The organism is Variovorax sp. V118 (assembly GCF_041154445.1).
GTDB classification, from domain to species: Bacteria; Pseudomonadota; Gammaproteobacteria; order Burkholderiales; family Burkholderiaceae_C; genus Variovorax; species Variovorax boronicumulans.
The window spans coordinates 1,859,977-1,877,890 of the sequence record NZ_AP028663.1 but is presented as its reverse complement, the minus strand read 5'-3'; the positions used below and the strand labels follow the sequence as shown (position 1 = coordinate 1,877,890).

Sequence of the window (17,914 nt, the reverse complement as noted above, 5' to 3'; positions counted from 1 at the left end):
GCACGCGGCGAGTGCAACGCAAGGCCGGCATCGGGTGGCCGGCGCGGCCCTCGGGCCGTCAGGCGCGATTGTAATCCAGCCCCCAGGTCTGCAAAGCCTGGGCCAGATCGGGCGGCGGCGGCGAACGGAACTCCATCGCCTGCTGCGTGACGGGATGCACGAACGCCAGCCGGAACGCATGCAGCGCCTGCCGCGACAGACCCGCTGCGGGCGCGCCGCCATACAGAGCGTCGCCGACCAGCGGATGACCGATCGACGCCATGTGCACGCGGATCTGGTGGGTGCGCCCGGTTTCGAGCGTGCAGCGCACCGCGCAGCCGTCGGTGTGGCTGTCGAGCCGCTCGATCAGCGTGCGCGCGGTCTTGCCCGCGTGGCGCTCCAGGTCGACCACGGCCATGCGCAGCCGGTTGCGCGGATCGCGGCCGATCGGCGCATCCACCTGGCGGGCCGCCGCGCCCTCCCAGGCCTTGTGGCCCATCGCCAGGTATTGGCGCTTCACGTCGCGCGCGGCGATCAGCGCCACCATGGCATCCATCGCAGCCCGGGTGCGCGCCACCACCATCAGGCCGCTGGTGTCGCGGTCGAGGCGGTGCACGATGCCCGCGCGCGGCAGCAGCACGGCCTTCGGGTCGAGCGCCAGCAGCCCGTTCAGCAGCGTGCCGCTCCAGTGGCCCGGCGCCGGGTGCACCACCAGGCCGGCCGGCTTGTCGATGATCCGCAGGTGCTCGTCCTCGTGCACGGTGACCAGCGCCATCGCCTCGGGCCGGAAGGCCTGGCTCTGGGGCGTGGGCCGCAGCTCGATGCGCCCCGACTGGCCCGCGCGCACCGTGGCAGAGACCTTGGTGAGCGTGCGCCCTTGCAGCTCGACGGCGCCAGCTTCAATGAGTTGCTGAAGGTAACTGCGCGAAAACTCAGGCACCAGCGCCGCCAGCGCGCGGTCGAGCCGCTGCCCGTGCTGCGCCTGATCGATGGCGAAGGGACGCAGCTCGCTGGGCTCCGCGAGATCGGCGCCCTCTTCAGGTTCAGGCCCTTCCGGGGGATCGGTCAGGGGGTCGGTCGATATAATTGAGGGCAACTGTTTCACGAAAGCCGTATGTGATGTTTCGCGCCAAATTATCGGTCCCTGCCTGGATCGCGCTCAGCGCGGCGGCCCTTCTCGTCGCCGGTTGCGGTTCCACCACCAAGGAAGACAAGACCGCGAACTGGAGCCCCAACCGCATCTACTCGGAAGCCAAGGACGAAGTCGGCTCCGGCGCCTACGACAAGGCAGTGCCGCTGTACGAGAAGCTCGAAGGCCGTGCCGCCGGCACGCCGCTGGCCCAGCAGGCCCAGCTCGAAAAGGCCTACGCCCAGCACAAGGCCGGCGAAAAGGCCAACGCCATCGCCACGCTCGACCGCTTCATGAAGCTGCACCCGGCCAGCCCGGCGTTCGACTACGCGCTCTACCTGAAGGGCGTGATCAACTTCAACGACGACCTGGGCATGTTCGCATTCCTGACGCGCCAGGACCTGTCCGAGCGCGACCAGAAGGCCGCCAAGGAATCGTTCGAATCCTTCCGTGACCTCGTGACGCGCTTCCCCGAGTCGCGCTACGCACCCGACGCGCGCCAGCGCATGAACTACATCGTGAACTCGCTCGCGCAGTACGAAGTTCACGTGGCGCGCTACTACTACTCGCGTGGCGCCTACCTGGCGGCCATCAACCGGGCGCAGATCGCGCTGTCCGACTACCGCGAAGTGCCGGCACTCGAGGAAGCCCTGTACATCATGGTCAAGTCGTACGACGCGCTCGGCATGAAGGACCTGCGCGACGACGCACAACGCGTGCTGACCACCAACTATCCGCAGAGCACCTACCTGGCGAACGGCTTCAAGGGCAGCACCGACCCCTGGTGGAAGCTCTGGTAATCCAGCGCCTCCCGGTAGATATCAATAGGGTTTCCTGAGCGCGTCGATCGCGCTCTCGAAATCCGCTTCGGTTTCCAGCCGGCGCATCGGCGGCAACGCCGCCAGCAGCCGCCGGCCATAGCCCATCGCCACGAGGCGCGTGTCGCAGATCGCGAGCACGCCGCTGTCGGTTTCACGGCGAATGAGGCGCCCCGCCCCCTGTTTCAATGCCACGGCCGCTTCGGGCAGCGAGTAGTCGCTGAACGAGCTGCGCCCCTGCGCTTCGAGCCGCTGCGAGCGGGCCTCCACCAGCGGGTCGTTGGGCGGCGGGAACGGCAGCTTGTCGATCACGACGAACTGCAGCGCGTCGCCCGGTGCATCGAAGCCTTCCCAGAACGAGGCCGACGCCACCAGCACGCAGCCCGCGCGCCCGTTGCTCGCGCCTTCGCGGAAGCGGTCCATGAGCACGCGCTTGGGCAGCTCACCCTGCACCAGCACCTCGGGCCGTGCTTCTGTCTGGAGCAGCTCGAACTGCTGGCGCATCGCATCGCCGATGGTGCGCAGCGCGCGCAGCGTGGTGGTCAGCACCAGCGTGCGCCCGCCGAGTTCGGCGGCGCCGTGCGCAGCCAGCTTGGCCACCTGCTGGCTGTGCGTGGGATCGTTGGGCTTCGGAAAGGCCCGCGGCACATAGATTGCTGCCTGCGAGGCGTAGTCGAAGGGGCTTTGCACGCGCAGCACTTCGGCGTCGCGCAGGCCGCAGGGCTCGGTGAACCAGCGCAGCGTCGGGTCGTCGCCCAGCGTGGCGGAGGTGAAAACCCAGGCGCGGCGGCTGTCTTCCTGCGGTGGCGGCGGGACGGCGCCGTGCTCGGGGTCTTCCTCGTCGTCGCCGTAGGGCAAGTCGGACTCCACGGGCTCGTCGGCCAGCTTGAGCACCCGCTTGCGCATCGCATCGGCGATGTCGAGCGGCGACTCGATCAGCCGCAGCTGCGTGCCGACATCGACCCAGCGCACGGAGTCGAGCTCGCACGGCTGCGCGAAACGCGCCGTGCGCTTGGCGAGCTGGCGCGCGCGCTCGTGCAGGCGCACGAAGTCGGGCGAGATCTCGCTCACCGTGTCCAGCCCGTCGGCGGCCAGCACGAAGGCGTCCTGCAGGTCGTCGAGCGCGCCCTGCCAGGCTTCGGCATTCACGCCCTCGGGGGCCGGGCCGATCCAGCGCAGCTTGGCGCCCGGCCATTGCTTGCCGACCACCAGGCGCAGTTCGCGCGCCGCGCGTTCGACGCCCGCCACCAGCTGCTGCCAGTCGACCAGCCCGCGCGCATGCTGCAGGCCCGCACCGAGCATGTCGCGCGCGAAATCGAGCGCCTGCCCGCTGCCGAGCTGGGCGCCCAGGAACTGCACGCCGGTCTCGTTGAGCTGGTGTGCTTCGTCGAACACGACGACGCTCACAGTCGGCAGCAGCTCGGCCATGCCGGTCTCGCGCACCGCGAGGTCGGCAAAGAACAGGTGATGGTTGATGACCACGATGTCGGCCGCCAGCGCCTCGCGCCGCGCCAGGTTGACGTGGCAGGCCTTGAACTGCGGGCATTGCGCGCCCAGGCAGTTCTCGCGCGTGGAAGTGATCAGCGGAATCAGCGGCGAGCGTTCGTCGAGCCCCGGAAGTTCGGCGAGGTCGCCGGTGCGCGTGGCTTTCGACCACTGCTCGATCTTCGCCAGCGTGCGCAGGCTGCCGCGCTCGGGCAGCGAGGCGTCGTGGCGCGCCATGTCGAGCCTGTGCAGGCACAGGTAGCTGCCCCGCCCTTTCAGCAGCGCCGTGCGTATCGGCAGTGCGAAGGCCTCGACGAGGCGCGGCAGGTCGCGGCCGAACAGCTGGTCCTGCAGGGTCTTGGTGGCGGTCGAGAGCAGCACGCGCTCGCCGCTCAGCAGCGCCGGCACGAGATACGAGAAGGTCTTGCCCACGCCGGTGCCGGCCTCGACCACGAGCATGCCGCCGTCGGAGATGGTGCGGGCCACGGCCATCGCCATCTCGGTCTGGCCGCCGCGTTCGCGGAACTGCTCGGCGGCCTGCGACAGCACCCCGTCCTGCGCGAACGCATCGCGCACCTGGTTTTCGAGCGGCGACGTCACGCCGGCTCTTTCGGGTCGAGCGCGTTCTCGAGCTGGGCGATCTGGTCGCGCAGGGCGAGACGGCGCTTTTTCAGGCGGCGCATCAGCAGTTCGTCCTGCGGCGTGCCGTCTTCCGAGAGCCGGTCGATGGTGGCGTCGAGGTCGGCATGCGCAATGCGCAGCTCGATCAGCTGACGGGAAAGGGAATGAAGATTGGAGTCCAACGGTGGGGGTGCGCGTGCCGCATGGAGCCGCGCGTGTTCATTCGATAATACGTCCTGACACGAACCCCAGAGAAGACAGAAAGCGCGCCTCTGGCGCCCCAGCGCTCATGACCCAAGGCTTTCGACTCGCCGCCGCCACCGGCCTCCACAAGGGGGATCGCCCCTACCAGCAGGACCAGGTGCTGTTGATGAGCCACCCCCGCACGCCGGGCTGCGTGCTCGGCGTCATCGCCGACGGCATGGGCGGGCGCAGCGGCGGACGCAAGGCGTCCGACCAGGTGCTCATGACCGCGCGCCAGCTCTTCACCCGCTACAGCCCCGAGCGCGACGACCCCGCCGTCGTGCTGCGCCAGCTGCTCGAAGACGCCCACACCGTGATCAAGCTCACGGCGCTGTCGAGCGAGCAGGAACCGCACAGCACGCTGGCCGCCTTCCTGATGAACCCCAAGGGCGACTGCGCCTGGATCCATGCGGGCGACTCGCGCATCTACCACTTCAACGACGGCGCGCTGGTCAAGCGCACGCGCGACCATTCGTACGTGCAGGCGCTGGTCGATCGCGGCCAGATCAGCGAGGCCGAGGCCAACATCCATCCGCAGGGCAACATCCTGCTGGGTTGCCTGGGCATGACGACCACGCCGCCGCCCGTCGATCCGCACCACATCGCCAAGCTGCAGCCGGGCGACCTGCTGATGGCCTGCAGCGACGGCCTGTGGCACTACTTCTCACCCGAGGAACTGGCCAGCGTGCTGTACGCGCAGCCGCCGCGCGACGCGGTGGAAATCCTGGTGGGAGAAGCGCGGCGCCGTGCGCGCGGCACGGGCGACAACATCTCGATCGCAGTGCTCAAGCTCGACCGGCTGCCCGCGGCGGCCTGAGCGCCCGCCCTCTTTCAAGGATCAGGGCGAGGAAGCCGCCGGTGCCGGTGGCAACGGTGCGCCGCGCGGCTTGGTGCGCTCGGCGTTCTGGCGTTCGCGGTTGGCACGGTGTTCGGCGGCCCGCTTCTGCTTGTCCTCGAAGCGCGTGGTCGCGGCCGGCGCTTCGGCGCGGCGCTGGGCCGCCTTGGCCTGCTCGTCGGCATGGGCCTTCTGCTTGTTCTCGAACTGGCGCTGGCGCTCGGCGGCGTCAGCCGCGGTCGCGGCGCGGCTCGCGGCGTGGTCGGCGGCGCGCTGCTCGCGCGCCTTCTGGTCTTCCTGCGACTTCTCGCGCTGTTCGCGCGAATCCTGCGGGCGCTGGGTGGCGGCCTTCTGGTCGAGCTTCTGCAGCTCGGCCGCGCCGCTGCGCTGGCGCTGGATGTCGTTGATCGCGGTTTCCTGCCGCTTGATGTGGTCGGTTTCCTTGCGACGGCGGCTGCGGCTTTCGCGCAGGCAGTCTTCAACCGCAAACTTCGCATAGCAGGCCGCGCGCTCCTTCGCGTAGCGCGACTCGATGACCTCGCGCTCAGCCGCCAGGCGGCTGCGTTCGGCGTCGAGGTCGGCGTTGCCCGCCGCCGCATTGGACTGGGCCCACAGCGGCAGGCTGGCCAAGGCCAGAAACAGGGCAAGAGCGGTTTTTTTCATGTGAGTCGGGTGTCGACGATGCGGCGTTCCAGGGCGAGGAATTCGCTCGACTGCATTTCGGTGAGCCGGGACACCGTGCGCGGAAACTCGTGCGCCAGCGGCCCCTCGGTGTACAACGCCTCGGGCGGAACCTCGGCCGACATGATGAGCTTGCAGCGCCGGTCGTACAAGACGTCGACCAGCCAGGTGAAACGGCGAGCTTCCGAGGCCATGCGCACGGGCATGTGCGGCACGTCGGACAGCAGCACGGTGTGGAACTGGCTCGCGATCTCGAGGTAGTCGTTCTGCGAACGCGGGCCGCCGCACAGCGTCTTGAAGTCGAACCACACCACGCCGCCGGCCTTGCGCAGCGCGCGGATCTCGCGCTGCTCGATGTGCAGGATCGGGTTTTCGTCGGCCGTCTCGGCCAGCTTGTCGAAGGCGTGGCGCATTTCCTTCTCGGCCGCCGCGTCGTTCGGCGTGAGGTACATGCGCAGCTGCTCCAGCGTGCGGCGCCGGTAGTCGGTGCCGTTGTCCACGCTCAGCACTTCGAGCTTCTGATTGAGCAGTGCAATGGCGGGCAGGATGCGGTCGCGGTGCAGGCCGCCGGGGTACAGGTCGTCGGGCTTGAAATTCGAGGTGGTGACAAAGCCCACGCCGTTGTCGAACAGCGCCACGAGCAGGCGGTGCAGGATCATCGCGTCGGTGATGTCCGCGACGTGGAACTCGTCGAAGCAGATCAGCTTGTAGCGCTTGGAGATGCGCAGCCCCAGCTCGTCGAGCGGGTTCACGGTGCCCTGCAGGTCGCGCAGCTCGCGGTGCACTTCGCGCATGAACTCGTGGAAGTGCAGGCGCGTCTTGCGCCGCAGCGGCACGGCGTTGAAGAACAGGTCCATCAGGAAGCTCTTGCCGCGCCCCACGCCACCGTACATGTAGACGCCGCGCGGCAGCTCCGGCCGGTTGATGAGCTTCTTCAGCGCGTTGGAGCGCCGGGCCTTGTACTCGCCCCACTCGGTGGCGCAGCGGTCGAGCGCCTCGACGGCCGCGAGTTGTGCGGGATCGCTCTTGAACCCGCGTGCCGCGAGTTCCGCTTCGTAAGCCTGTTTGACGCTCAAGGGATCGGATCGCTTCAAAAATGGAGAGCCCCGACCGCCCCGCGAGGGTCGATCGGGGCCGGGTTCGCTCAAGAACCGGGGATCAGAAGTTGAGCGTGCGCTTGTCCACGGCCAGGGCCGCTTCCTTGGTGGCTTCCGACAGCGATGGGTGCGCATGGCAGATGCGCGCGATGTCTTCGGCGCTGGCCTTGAACTCCATCGCCACGACGGCTTCGGAGATCAGCTCGCTGGCCTGCGGGCCCACGATGTGCACGCCCAGGATCTCGTCCGTGGCGGCGTCGGCCAGGAACTTGACCATGCCGGTCGTGTCGCCCAGCGCGCGTGCGCGGCCGTTCGCCAGGAACGGGAAGGTGCCGGCCTTGTAGGCGCGGCCCGCGGCCTTGAGCTGCTGCTCGGTCTGGCCGACCCACGCGATCTCGGGGCTGGTGTAGATCACCCACGGCACGGTGTTGAAGTTCACGTGGCCATGCTGGCCCGCGATGCGCTCCGCCACCGCCACGCCTTCTTCCTCGGCCTTGTGCGCCAGCATCGGGCCGCGCACCACGTCGCCGATGGCCCACACGTTGGGCAGGCTGGTCTTGCAGTCGTCGTCCACGGCGATGGCGCCGCGCTCGTCGAGCTTCAGGCCCACGGCTTCGGCGTTCAGGCCGATGGTGTTGGGCACGCGGCCGATCGAGACGATCAGCTTGTCGACTTCCAGCGTCTGGGCTTCGCCCTTGGCGTTGGTCCAGGCGACGCTCACGCCCTTCTTCGACGACTTGATCTCGCCGACCTTCACGCCGAGTTCGATCTTGAGCTTCTGCTTGTCGAAGGCCTTCTTGGCTTCCTTGGCGATCTGCTCGTCCACGGCACCCAGGAAGGTCGGCAGTGCTTCGAGCACCGTGACCTCGGCACCGAGGCGGCGCCACACCGAGCCCATTTCGAGGCCGATGACGCCCGAGCCGATCAGGCCCAGCTTCTTCGGCACCGCGCCGATGCGCAGCGCGCCGTCGTTCGAGAGGATGTTTTCCTCGTCGAACGGCGTGCCCGGCAGCGCGCGGGCGTTGGAACCCGTGGCGACGATGATGTGCTTGCCGCTGATCGACTCTTCAGCGGCGCCTGCCACCTTGATCTCGTAGCCGGCTTCGTCGGTCTTCACGAACGAACCGCGGCCGTGGAAGAAGCTGATCTTGTTCTTCTTGAACAGGTACAGGATGCCGTCGTTGTTCTGCTTCACGACCTGGTCCTTGCGGGCCAGCATCTTGTCGATGTCCAGGCCGAGGCCTTCGACCTTGATGCCGTGGTCCGCAAAGTGGTGGCCAGCCTGCTCGAAGTGCTCCGACGATTGCAGCAGCGCCTTCGAGGGGATGCAGCCGACGTTGGTGCAGGTGCCGCCCGGTGCGGGGCCGCCCTTGCCGTTCTTCCACTCGTCGATGCAGGCCACGTTGAAGCCGAGCTGCGCAGCGCGGATCGCCGCGATGTAGCCGCCAGGACCGCCGCCGATGACGACGACGTCGAATTGCTTGTTTGCCATCTGTGTCTTACTCCCCGGATCAGATGTCGAACAGCAGGCGCGACGGATCTTCCAGCGCTTCCTTCATGGCGACCAGGCCCAGCACGGCTTCGCGGCCGTCGATGATGCGGTGGTCGTAGCTCATGGCGAGGTAGTTCATCGGGCGAACGACGATCTGGCCGTTTTCGACCACGGCGCGGTCCTTGGTGGCGTGCACGCCCAGGATGGCCGACTGGGGCGGGTTGATGATCGGGGTCGAGAGCATCGAGCCGAAGGTGCCGCCGTTGGAGATGGAGAACGTGCCGCCGGTCATTTCTTCGATGCCCAGCTTGCCGTCTTGGGCCTTCTTGCCGTACTCGGCGATCTTCTTCTCGATGTCGGCGAAGCTCATCTGGTCGGCATTGCGCAGGATGGGCACCACCAGGCCGCGCGGCGAACCGACGGCGATGCCGATGTCGAAGTAGCCGTGGTACAGGATGTCGTTGCCGTCGACCGAGGCGTTGAGCACCGGGTACTTCTTCAGCGCGTGCACCGCGGCCTTCACGAAGAAGCTCATGAAGCCGAGCTTCACGCCGTGTTCCTTGGTGAACGCGTCCTGGAACTTCTTGCGCAGGTCCATGACCGGGGCCATGTTCACTTCGTTGAAGGTGGTCAGGATGGCGTTGGTCGATTGCGACTGGATCAGGCGCTCGGCGATGCGGGCGCGCAGGCGGCTCATCGGCACGCGCTGTTCCGGACGCTCGCCCAGATCGGGCGCAGCAGGTGCGGCGACCTGTTGCAGCGCGGGCTTGGCAGCCGGTGCGGCGACGGTGGCGGCAGGCTTGGCGCCGGCAGCCACGGCGCCGAGCACGTCGCCCTTGGTCACGCGGCCGTCCTTGCCCGTGCCGGCCACGTCGCTGGTCTTCAGGTTGTTGTCCGCCAGCAGCTTGGCAGCGGCGGGCATGGCCACGTCGGCCTTCGAACCACCGGTGGCGGCGGCTGCCGCTGCGGGAGCAGCAGCGGCAGGTGCGGCGGCGGGAGCTGCAGCAGCAGCGGGCGCCGCGGCGGCGGCCTTGCCGTCGGTGTCGATCTTGGCGATCAACTGCTCGGCCACCACGGTGGCGCCGTCGGGCTGAACGATCTCGACCAGCACGCCGGCCGAGGGTGCCGGCACTTCGAGCACGACCTTGTCGGTTTCGATCTCGATCAGGATTTCATCGACGGCGACGGCTTCGCCGGCTTTCTTCTTCCACGTGAGCATGGTGGCCTCGGCCACGGATTCGGAAAGCTGGGGGACTTTGACTTCTACGATAGACATTTGGAGTGAGCTCCGTTTTGTTCTTGAGGGTGTTCGTGTGAAAAGGGACGGTTCTTACTTGGTCAGCACGAAGCCCTTGAGCTTGCCAAATGCGCCATCGACCAGCGCCTTCTGCTGTTCCTGGTGCAGGTGCGAGTAGCCGACGGCAGGCGATGCCGAGGCGGCACGGCCGGAGTAGCCGAGCTTCTGGCCTTCCTGCATGTTTTCGTGGATGTAGTGCTGCACGAAGAACCAGGCGCCCTGGTTCTGCGGCTCGTCCTGGCACCACACGATGTCCACGAGGTTGGGGTACTTCTTGACCTCGGCGGCGAACGCCTTGTGCGGGAACGGGTAGAGCTGCTCGACGCGGATGATCGCCACGTCGTCGCTGCCCTGCTCTTCGCGCTTCTTGGCCAGGTCGTAGTAGACCTTGCCCGAACAGGCGATCAGGCGCTTGACCTTCTCGGCCTTCAGGCCCTTGCTGTCGGGAATGACGGTCTGGAAGCTGCCCTTGGTGAACTCGGACAGCGGCGAGGTCGCGTCCTTGTTGCGCAGCAGCGACTTGGGCGTGAGGATGATCAGCGGCTTGCGCAGGTTGCGCACCATCTGGCGGCGCAGGATGTGGAAGATCTGGCTGGCCGTGGTGGGCTGCACCACCTGCATGTTGGTGTCGGCGCTCAGCTGCATGAAGCGCTCCAGGCGGGCCGAGCTGTGCTCGGGGCCCTGGCCTTCGTAGCCGTGCGGCAGCATCATCGTGATGCCGTTGACGCGGCCCCACTTGACTTCGCCCGAGGCGATGAACTGGTCGATCACCACTTGCGCGCCGTTCACGAAGTCGCCGAACTGGGCTTCCCAGATGACGAGCGTGTTGGGGTCGTTCGAGGCGTAGCCGTATTCGAAGGCCAGCACGGCTTCTTCGGACAGGATCGAGTCGATGACGACGAACGGGGCCTGGTTCTCGGCCACGTTCTGCAGCGGCGTGTAGGTGCCGGTGTCGAACTTCTCGCGGTTCTGGTCGTGCAGCACGGCGTGGCGGTGCGTGAACGTGCCGCGGCCCGAATCTTCACCCGACAGGCGCACCGGGTAGCCGCTGGCCACCAGCGAGGCGAAGGCCATGTGCTCGCCCATGCCCCAGTCGACGTTGACGTCGCCACGGCCCATGGCTGCGCGATCGTCCAGCACCTTCTTCACGAGCGGGTGCACGGTGAAGTTTTCGGGCGCCTTGGTGATGCGTTCGGCCAGGCGCTTCCACTCGGCGGAGGGAATCGCGGTGTCGCCGGCGTCGGTCCACTTCTTGTTGAGGTACGGGCTCCAGTCGACGGCGTACTTGCTCTTGAAGTTGGTGAGCACGGGATCGACGGTGTTCTTGCCTTCGTCGAAGGCGGCGCGCTGCGCCTTGACCATGTCGTCGCCGAGCGTGTCGCCCAGGCCTTGCGCGGCCAGCTTGTCGGCGTACAGCTTGCGCGTGCCAGGGTGGGCCGCGATCTTCTTGTACATCAGCGGCTGGGTGAGCGAAGGCGTGTCCTGCTCGTTGTGGCCCAGCTTGCGGAAGCAGATGATGTCGACGACCACGTCCTTCTGGAATTCCATGCGGAAATCCAGGGCGAACTGGGTGGCGAGCACCACGGCTTCGGGGTCGTCGCCGTTCACGTGCAGCACCGGCGCTTCGATCATCTTGACGATGTCCGAGCAGTACAGCGTCGAGCGGCTGTCGCGCGGGTCGCTGGTGGTGAAGCCGATCTGGTTGTTGATGACGATGTGCACCGTGCCGCCGGTGGAGTAGCCACGGGTTTCGGCCAGCGCCAGCGTTTCCATCACGACGCCCTGGCCTGCGAAGGCGGCATCGCCGTGCACGATCACGGGCAGCACCTGCTTGCCCAGCGGGTCGCCGCGGCGGTCCATGCGGGCGCGCACCGAGCCTTCGACCACGGGGTTCACGATTTCCAGGTGCGAGGGGTTGAACGCCAGGCTCAGGTGGACCGGGCCGCCGGGGGTGGTCACGTCCGAGCTGAAGCCCTGGTGGTACTTGACGTCGCCGGAGGGCAGGTCTTCGGGGGCGGTGTGGTCGAACTCGGCGAACAGGTCGGCGGGCATCTTGCCCAGCGAGTTCACCAGCACGTTCAGGCGGCCGCGGTGGGCCATGCCGATCACGATTTCCTGCACGCCCTTGACGCCGGCCTGGTTGATCAGCTCGTCCATCGCGACGATGAAGCTTTCGCCGCCTTCGAGCGAGAAGCGCTTCTGGCCGACGTACTTGGTGTGCAGGAAGCGCTCGAGGCCTTCGGCGGCCGTCAGGCGGTTGAGCACGTGCTTCTTCTGCTCGGCGCTGAGCTTGGGGTTGGTGCGGGCGCTTTCGAGCTTCTGCTGCCACCAGCGCTTGTGGTTCTGGTCGGTGGTGTACATGTACTCGGCACCCATCGTGCCGCAGTACGTTTCACGCAGGGCATTGAGCAGGTCGCGCAGCGACATGGTCTCTTTGCCGAAGAAGGTGTTGCTGGTGTTGAACACCGTCTCGAGGTCGGCGTCGGCAAAACCGTAGAACGAGGGCTCGAGTTCCGGAATGGCGGGACGCTCGGCGCGCTTGAGCGGGTCGAGGTCGGCCCAGCGGGCGCCGACGTTGCGGTAGGCGGCAATCAGCTGCTGGACTGCCGTGCGCTTGCGGCCGAGTTCGGAGTCGGCGCCGCTGGCCTGCACGACACGGGTCGTGCCCTGCTTGGCCAGTTCGGCAAAGGCGTTGATGACCGGCAGGTGGGGGACGTCGCGGGCGCTGGTGCCGTCGGCGGCGGGAACGTTCTGCAGGGCGTCGAAATACGTGCGCCAGTTGTCGGGAACGCTGCCGGGGTTGGCTAGGTAGTTTTCGTACATCTCCTCGACATAGGGCGCATTGCCGCCGAAGAGGTAGGTGTTGCCTTGATAGGCGGTGTACGCCGTGGGCGTAGAGGAATCGCTCATGATCCGCTGACCTTCGCTTCCCTGGAGGAAGCACGAGTTGGTTAAGAAACCTTCCGCGACACGGCTGGACCGATTGGCGGATGCGACTGTGGCTGGGGAAGGGCCTGAGTACCTTGGCATTGTGCCACGTCAACCATATGACGACAGAACGCGGCTGCGCAAGGCCCGCAACCCTACCCCGATTCGCGCCTGCGGTCAGGTGGCGGACAGTAACTGTTTGATCTGCTGCAGCGTGGCCGGATCGTCGATGGTGGTCAGGTCGCCCGGGTCGCGCTGCTCGCAGACGGCCTGGATCGCCCGGCGCAGCAGCTTGCCGCTGCGGGTCTTGGGCAGGCCGCTCACGAAGCGCACGCGCGCGGGCCGCGCCAGGGCGCCGAGCTGGTCGGCCACGACCTTCATGATCTCGCCCTCGAGCTTGAGCGCCGCGTCGGCATCGGTCACGGCCAGGCCGTCCTTCGGCACGACGAAGGCCATCGCCACCTGCCCCTTGAGCGTGTCGGCCACGCCGACCACGGCCACCTCGGCCACATTGGCATGGCCCGAGATGCTCTCCTCGATCTCGCGCGTGCCCAGGCGGTGGCCGGCGACGTTGATCACGTCGTCGGTGCGGCCCAGGATGTAGAAGTAACCGTCGGCATCGCGGATGCCCCAGTCGAAGGTCGAATAGACCATCTTGCCCGGCACGCTCTTCCAGTAGGTGTTGACGAAGCGGGCGTCGTCCTTCCACACGGTCTGCATGAAGCCCGGCGGCGTCGGGCCCTCGACCACGACCACGCCCTTCTCGTTCGCACCGGTGAGTTCCTCGCCGGTCGACTCGTGCAGGATCTTGATGCGGTAGCCATACATCGGCACGCCGGGGCTGCCGAACTTGCTGGGCTTGGCTTCCACGCCGTTGGCGATGGTGATCATCGGCCAGCCCGATTCGGTCTGCCAGTAGTTGTCGATGATCGGCACGCCCAGGCCATCGCTGATCCAGCGCGCGGTCGGCTCGTCCAGCGGTTCGCCGGCCAGGAAGAGCGCGCGCAGGGTCGACAGGTCGTACTTTTTGAGCAGCGCCGGGTCTTGTTTCTTGAGCACGCGCACGGCGGTGGGCGCGCTGAACATCACGGTCACCTTGTACTTCTCGACCAGGCGCCACCAGATGCCGCCGTCGGGCTGCTGGTCGATGCCCTGCGTGGGCAGGCCCTCATACATGATGGTCGCCATGCCCGCGATCAGCGGGCCGTAGACGATGTAGCTGTGGCCCACGACCCAGCCGATGTCGCTGGTCGAGAAGTAGGTTTCGCCGGGCCGGCCGTCGAAGATGTGCTTCATGCTCGCGGCCAGCGCCACGGCGTAGCCGCCCACGTCGCGCTGCACGCCCTTGGGCTTGCCGGTGGTGCCGCTCGTGTAGATCGTGTAGCTGATGTCGGTCGAGGCCAGCCAGGTACAGGGCACCTGCGCGTCCAGGTGCTTGTGCCTCAGCTCGCCCGCCAGATGGTCGCGGCCGGCCACCAGCGTCATCGGCGCCAGGCCCCGGTCGGTCAGCAGCACGGCCTCGGGCTTGTGCTTCGACAGGCGGATGGCTTCGTCGAGCAGCGGCTTGTACGCGATGACCTTGCCGCCGCGCGAACCCGCGTCGGCGCTCACGACCACCTTAGGCTCGGCGTCCTCGATGCGCGTGGCCAGCGAGCCACTGGCGAAACCGCCGAACACCACGCAGTGGATGGCGCCGATGCGCGCGCAGGCCAGCATCGCGAAGGCGGCCTCGGGAATCATCGGCATGTAGATGAGCACGCGGTCGCCCTTGCCCACGCCCAGTTCGACGAGGCTGGCGGCGGTGCGCTGCACCTCGGCATGCAGCTCGGCGAAGCTGTAGCTTTTCTCGGTGCCGGTCTCGGTCGACACGAAGATCAGCGCCGGCTGGTCGCCCCGATCGGCCAGGTGCCGGTCGACGGCGTTGTGGCACAGGTTGGTGGTGCCGCCGACGAACCAGCGCGCGAACGGCGGCTGGCTGGCGTCGAGGATCTGCTGCGCGGGCGTGTGCCAGTCGATCAGCTTCGCCTGCTCGGCCCAGAAGGCCTCGGGCGCATCGACGGACTGGCGGTAGAACTCTTCATAGCGGCTCATCGGGATCTGTCTCCTGTTTTATGGATGCCGTTCCGGACTCGCGCCGAAACTGAATTCATAATTATGGGAGTCGATCTTGCGGGAAGCTGACAGCCGCGGCAATCCGGGCGACCCCCTTGCCAGGCCGCCCTTCGACAGCAGTTCAGTGAATCAGCGGATCAGCGCCTGCAGGTCGCGGAACGCCGGGTGCTCAGCGGTGCGCAGCCACTCGAAGCCGACCATCTCGGTGGTCACGAGCTCGGCGCCCGCGCCGGCCAGCCGGTCGAAGGCGGCGTCGCGGTTGCGCTCGGTGCGCGAGCTGCAGGCATCGGTGACGACCCACACGTCGAACTCGTCCTCGAGCAGGTCGAGCGCGGTCTGCAGCAGGCAGACATGGGCTTCGCAGCCGGCGATGACGATGGTGTTGCGCTCTTCGGCCGCGGCCGGGGGCTTCTGCAGGTGCTTGGGCAGGCTGCGGGCGTTGCCCTGCGGTGCCGCCTTGGCGGGCGGACGCAGCCATTCGCCGAGCCCCTCTTCCACGCCGCTGAAATGCATCTTGGCCAGCGTCTTGCGGCAGAAGGCGCGGATCTCGGGCAGGTTCTCGCCCAGCTTGGACGGGTTCTGCTCGGTACCCCAGACCGGCACGTCGACCCACTGCGCCATCTGGCCCAGGCGCGCCGCATTGCGCGCCGCCGCCTCGCCTTCGAAGATCGCCGGCATCAGCCGCGCCTGGTAATCGACCAGGACGAGTTGGGATTGCGTGGCGTCGAGCAGCATGGACTTCTTCTTTCAGGTATCGGTTGAACTGGGCTGAACCGTACCACCGAAAAGCGCGGGTTTCGCGGGATCGTCCGCCGTTGCCACTGGGGAAGATCGCTGCACCAACTGCGCGAGGTAGGTCTTGAACAGCGCATCGGCCGACTGCCTGAACATGCGGATGCGCCCCGTGTGCTGCATCAGCAGCAGCCCGACGCCGTGCGCGAACAGCGCCGTGTTCTCCTGCTGCGCGAGGTCGGCATCGAGGCCCAAAGCGAGCAACGCCTCTTCACAGGGACGTAGGGCGTCGTAGAGGCGGTCGTTCAGTTCGTGGTCGAGCGTGTGCGTGAGCCCCCGGGGCCGCATGCCGTGCACCAGATAGAAGCCGAGGTCGAGGTCGCGCGGGTTCGCCGCGTAGAAGTCGAACCAGGCCTGGGCCTTGGCGGCCAAGATCTGGTCGGGCCGGCGCTCGGACACCGCCACCTCGGCCACCGCAGCCTGCAGGCGCAACAACGACTCGTCGAGCAAGGCCGCGTAGATCGCCTCCTTGCTCTCGAAGTACGAATAGATGGCGCCCGGCGTGTAGCCGGCTTTCTTCGCGATCTCACGGATGCTCGCGCCCTCGATGCCGGCTTCCGCGAACACCGTGCGGGCGGCGTCGAGCACCAGGGCGCGGCGGGCGTCGGTGAGGGTCTGGCGGCGTTGGAGCTTGGCGTGCATGGGCGGGACTATAGCCCTCGGCCTGTTCGTTGATCAATTTTTCGAACGTTGATCTAAAAATTGAACAGTGTTTAAATCTTCGCGACAACGGTCAAAAAATCCCCACGAGCCCCTGGAGACAACACGCATGAACGCCCCGCCTTCCGACGCCCTCCTCATGTCAGGCGCCGACTACCGTGAATCGCTGCGCCGCTACACGCCCACCGTGTTCGTCGACGGCCGCCGCGTCGCCAGCGTGGCCGACGAGCCCGCTTTCCAGCCCGGCATCAACGCCATCGCCCTCACCTACGACCACGCGCTGAAGTCCGAGTACGCGCCGCTCATGACCGCCGTGCAGCACACCAGCGGCAAACGGGTGAACCGGCTCTCGCACATCAACACGAGCTCGGGCGACCTGCTCAACAAGCTCGAGGCCGTGCGGCTGGTGTGCCAGGAAACCGGCTGCGCCCAGCGCTACCTGACGCACGACGCGCTCAACGCCATCGCGCAGGTGTCGGCGCGCATCGACGACGCGCGCGGCAGCACCGAGCACACCGCGCGCTTCCACAATTACCTGCACCGCATCCAGGACCAGGACCTGACCCTGGGCGTCGCCATGACCGACGCCAAGGGCGACCGCAGCCGCCGGCCGCACGAGCAGGCGAACGTCGACAGCTACCTGCACGTGGTCGAGCGCAACGCGCGCGGCATCGTCATCTCGGGCACCAAGGCCATCGTGACCGGCGCGCCGTACGTGCACGAGCTGCTGGTCATGCCCTGCCGCAACATGGGCAAGGAAGACGCCGACTTCGCCGTCTGCTGCGCCGTGCCGCTCGATGCGCCCGGACTCAGCATCGTCGCGCGGCCGGCCGGTCGACCCGGCGAAAAGCTCGAGCACGGCGATGCGCTCTTCAGCCGCAAGTACGGCCAGAGCACCGGCGCGTGCATGTTCGACCGGGTGTTCGTGCCGTGGGAGCGCGTGTTCTACGCCGGCGAATGGGAGCACTCGGGCCACCTGACCTACAGCTACGCCACGCACCACCGCCACAGCTGCATCGCGGCCCGCGCCGGCTTCGGCGACCTGCTGATCGGCGCCGGTGCGCTGATGTGCGAGGCCAACGGCTTCGACCCCGGCAAGGAAAGCCACCTGCGCGAGCAGATGGTCGAGCTCATCACCATCACCGAGAGCTTCTTTGCCTGCGGCGTGGCGGCCAGCGTCTATGGCAAGGCCGACGACCACTGCGAGGTCTTCATGCCCGACCCGGTGTTCAGCAACATCGGCAAGCTGCTGCTCGCGACGAATATCTACGACATGCACCGCATCGCGCACTACGTGAGCGGCGGCCTCATCGTCACCCTGCCCGGCCCGGACGAAGACCACAACCCCGAGACCGCGGCACGCCTGTCCGACGTGCTGCGCGCCAACCCCGCCATTCCCTATGAGCAGCGCATCGAGACGGCCCGCTTCATCGAAGACCTGACGGCCGGCTACCAGGGCGGCTGGTACAGCGTGATCAGCCTGCACGGCGGCGGCTCGCCGGCGGCGATGAAGCAGGAGATCTGGCGCAACTACCCGGTGGGATCGAAGGTCGAGCTGGTCGAGCGGCTGCTCGAGCGCGGCATCGCGGCCGACGGCACGCCGGCCCCCGCGCCGCACGACCCGCGCCGCGCCATCACGAAGAACCGCCAGCCCGGCAAGTGCTGCGACACCGGCTGCACCGTGCCGGGACAACCCGTGATGGTCGACCTGCCGGTTCCGGTGTCGCGCGCCTAGACTCCGGCGG

14 protein-coding genes are annotated in these 17,914 nt (G+C 67.4%); 3 read left to right on the top strand and 11 right to left on the bottom strand.

All coding sequences use genetic code 11. The features are described from left to right. Positions 1-58: 58 nt before the first annotated feature. A complete protein-coding gene (locus ACAM52_RS08400) occupies positions 59-1,075 on the bottom strand; it encodes an RluA family pseudouridine synthase (protein WP_307693512.1) in 1,017 nt (338 codons plus the stop codon). Positions 1,076-1,098: 23 nt separating this feature from the next. Here ACAM52_RS08400 and ACAM52_RS08395 point away from each other — a divergent pair, with 23 nt between their 5' ends. Beyond that, a complete protein-coding gene (locus ACAM52_RS08395) occupies positions 1,099-1,908 on the top strand; it encodes an outer membrane protein assembly factor BamD (protein WP_070061014.1) in 810 nt (269 codons plus the stop codon). 21 nt (positions 1,909-1,929) lie between these two features. On the opposite strand, the gene ACAM52_RS08390 is transcribed toward ACAM52_RS08395, so the two are convergent. Continuing rightward, the gene (locus ACAM52_RS08390; protein WP_070061015.1) at positions 1,930-4,011 is read right to left on the bottom strand and encodes an ATP-dependent DNA helicase; all 2,082 of its coding nucleotides are present in this window, start codon (positions 4,009-4,011) and stop codon (positions 1,930-1,932) included. Then, entirely contained in the window at positions 4,008-4,214 is a 207-nt protein-coding gene (locus ACAM52_RS08385) for a YdcH family protein (RefSeq protein ID WP_062481953.1), read from the bottom strand. Before ACAM52_RS08385 ends, ACAM52_RS08390 begins: the two co-directional genes overlap by 4 nt. A gap of 107 nt (positions 4,215-4,321) precedes the next feature. Between ACAM52_RS08385 and ACAM52_RS08380 the strand changes: the two genes are divergently transcribed. After that, positions 4,322-5,092, top strand: coding sequence for a PP2C family serine/threonine-protein phosphatase (locus ACAM52_RS08380; protein ID WP_095745659.1), 771 nt, complete (start codon positions 4,322-4,324; stop codon positions 5,090-5,092). A gap of 21 nt (positions 5,093-5,113) precedes the next feature. On the opposite strand, the gene ACAM52_RS08375 is transcribed toward ACAM52_RS08380, so the two are convergent. The 8 genes from ACAM52_RS08375 to ACAM52_RS08340 form a co-directional block, all read right to left on the bottom strand. Further along, positions 5,114-5,773, bottom strand: coding sequence for a hypothetical protein (locus tag ACAM52_RS08375; protein WP_369646701.1), 660 nt, complete (start codon positions 5,771-5,773; stop codon positions 5,114-5,116). Beyond that, positions 5,770-6,867 carry a cell division protein ZapE gene (gene zapE, locus ACAM52_RS08370; RefSeq protein ID WP_062480826.1) on the bottom strand — a complete coding sequence of 366 codons (1,098 nt, stop codon included), beginning with the start codon at positions 6,865-6,867 and terminating at the stop codon, positions 5,770-5,772. The genes ACAM52_RS08375 and zapE overlap by 4 nt, the downstream gene beginning before the upstream one ends. A gap of 82 nt (positions 6,868-6,949) precedes the next feature. Then, complete coding sequence (gene lpdA, locus ACAM52_RS08365) at positions 6,950-8,380, bottom strand: dihydrolipoyl dehydrogenase (RefSeq protein ID WP_354342205.1); 1,431 nt, start codon at positions 8,378-8,380, stop codon at positions 6,950-6,952. Positions 8,381-8,399: 19 nt separating this feature from the next. Continuing rightward, entirely contained in the window at positions 8,400-9,656 is a 1,257-nt protein-coding gene (gene odhB / locus ACAM52_RS08360) for a 2-oxoglutarate dehydrogenase complex dihydrolipoyllysine-residue succinyltransferase (RefSeq protein ID WP_369646700.1), read from the bottom strand. 54 nt (positions 9,657-9,710) lie between these two features. Then, on the bottom strand, positions 9,711-12,587 hold the full coding sequence (locus ACAM52_RS08355) for a 2-oxoglutarate dehydrogenase E1 component (RefSeq protein ID WP_062480820.1): 2,877 nt from the start codon (positions 12,585-12,587) through the stop codon (positions 9,711-9,713). 195 nt (positions 12,588-12,782) lie between these two features. Next, positions 12,783-14,696, bottom strand: a complete 1,914-nt coding sequence (locus ACAM52_RS08350; RefSeq protein WP_369629133.1) for a propionate--CoA ligase — start codon at positions 14,694-14,696, stop codon at positions 12,783-12,785. 150 nt (positions 14,697-14,846) lie between these two features. Further along, the gene (locus tag ACAM52_RS08345; RefSeq protein WP_062480816.1) at positions 14,847-15,452 is read right to left on the bottom strand and encodes an isochorismatase family protein; all 606 of its coding nucleotides are present in this window, start codon (positions 15,450-15,452) and stop codon (positions 14,847-14,849) included. Positions 15,453-15,464: 12 nt separating this feature from the next. Continuing rightward, positions 15,465-16,151, bottom strand: coding sequence for a TetR/AcrR family transcriptional regulator (locus tag ACAM52_RS08340; protein ID WP_369646699.1), 687 nt, complete (start codon positions 16,149-16,151; stop codon positions 15,465-15,467). Between the two features lie 127 nt (positions 16,152-16,278). Here ACAM52_RS08340 and ACAM52_RS08335 point away from each other — a divergent pair, with 127 nt between their 5' ends. Continuing rightward, the gene (locus ACAM52_RS08335) at positions 16,279-17,904 is read left to right on the top strand and encodes a 4-hydroxyphenylacetate 3-hydroxylase family protein (protein WP_369646698.1); all 1,626 of its coding nucleotides are present in this window, start codon (positions 16,279-16,281) and stop codon (positions 17,902-17,904) included. The last annotated feature ends 10 nt before the right edge of the window (positions 17,905-17,914 follow it).

Bases quoted from the DNA above. Each gene is read 5' to 3' on its own strand.
- ACAM52_RS08350 (WP_369629133.1), bottom strand. From the start codon at position 14,696: ATGAGCCGCTATGAAGAGTTCTACCGCCAGTCCGTCGATGCGCCCGAG.
- ACAM52_RS08335 (WP_369646698.1), top strand. From the start codon at position 16,279: ATGAACGCCCCGCCTTCCGACGCCCTCCTCATGTCAGGCGCCGACTAC.
- ACAM52_RS08375 (WP_369646701.1), bottom strand. From the start codon at position 5,773: ATGAAAAAAACCGCTCTTGCCCTGTTTCTGGCCTTGGCCAGCCTGCCG.
- ACAM52_RS08355 (WP_062480820.1), bottom strand. From the start codon at position 12,587: ATGAGCGATTCCTCTACGCCCACGGCGTACACCGCCTATCAAGGCAAC.
- ACAM52_RS08380 (WP_095745659.1), top strand. From the start codon at position 4,322: ATGACCCAAGGCTTTCGACTCGCCGCCGCCACCGGCCTCCACAAGGGG.
- ACAM52_RS08340 (WP_369646699.1), bottom strand. From the start codon at position 16,151: ATGCACGCCAAGCTCCAACGCCGCCAGACCCTCACCGACGCCCGCCGC.
- ACAM52_RS08395 (WP_070061014.1), top strand. From the start codon at position 1,099: ATGTTTCGCGCCAAATTATCGGTCCCTGCCTGGATCGCGCTCAGCGCG.
- lpdA (WP_354342205.1), bottom strand. From the start codon at position 8,380: ATGGCAAACAAGCAATTCGACGTCGTCGTCATCGGCGGCGGTCCTGGC.
- odhB (WP_369646700.1), bottom strand. From the start codon at position 9,656: ATGTCTATCGTAGAAGTCAAAGTCCCCCAGCTTTCCGAATCCGTGGCC.
- ACAM52_RS08345 (WP_062480816.1), bottom strand. From the start codon at position 15,452: ATGCTGCTCGACGCCACGCAATCCCAACTCGTCCTGGTCGATTACCAG.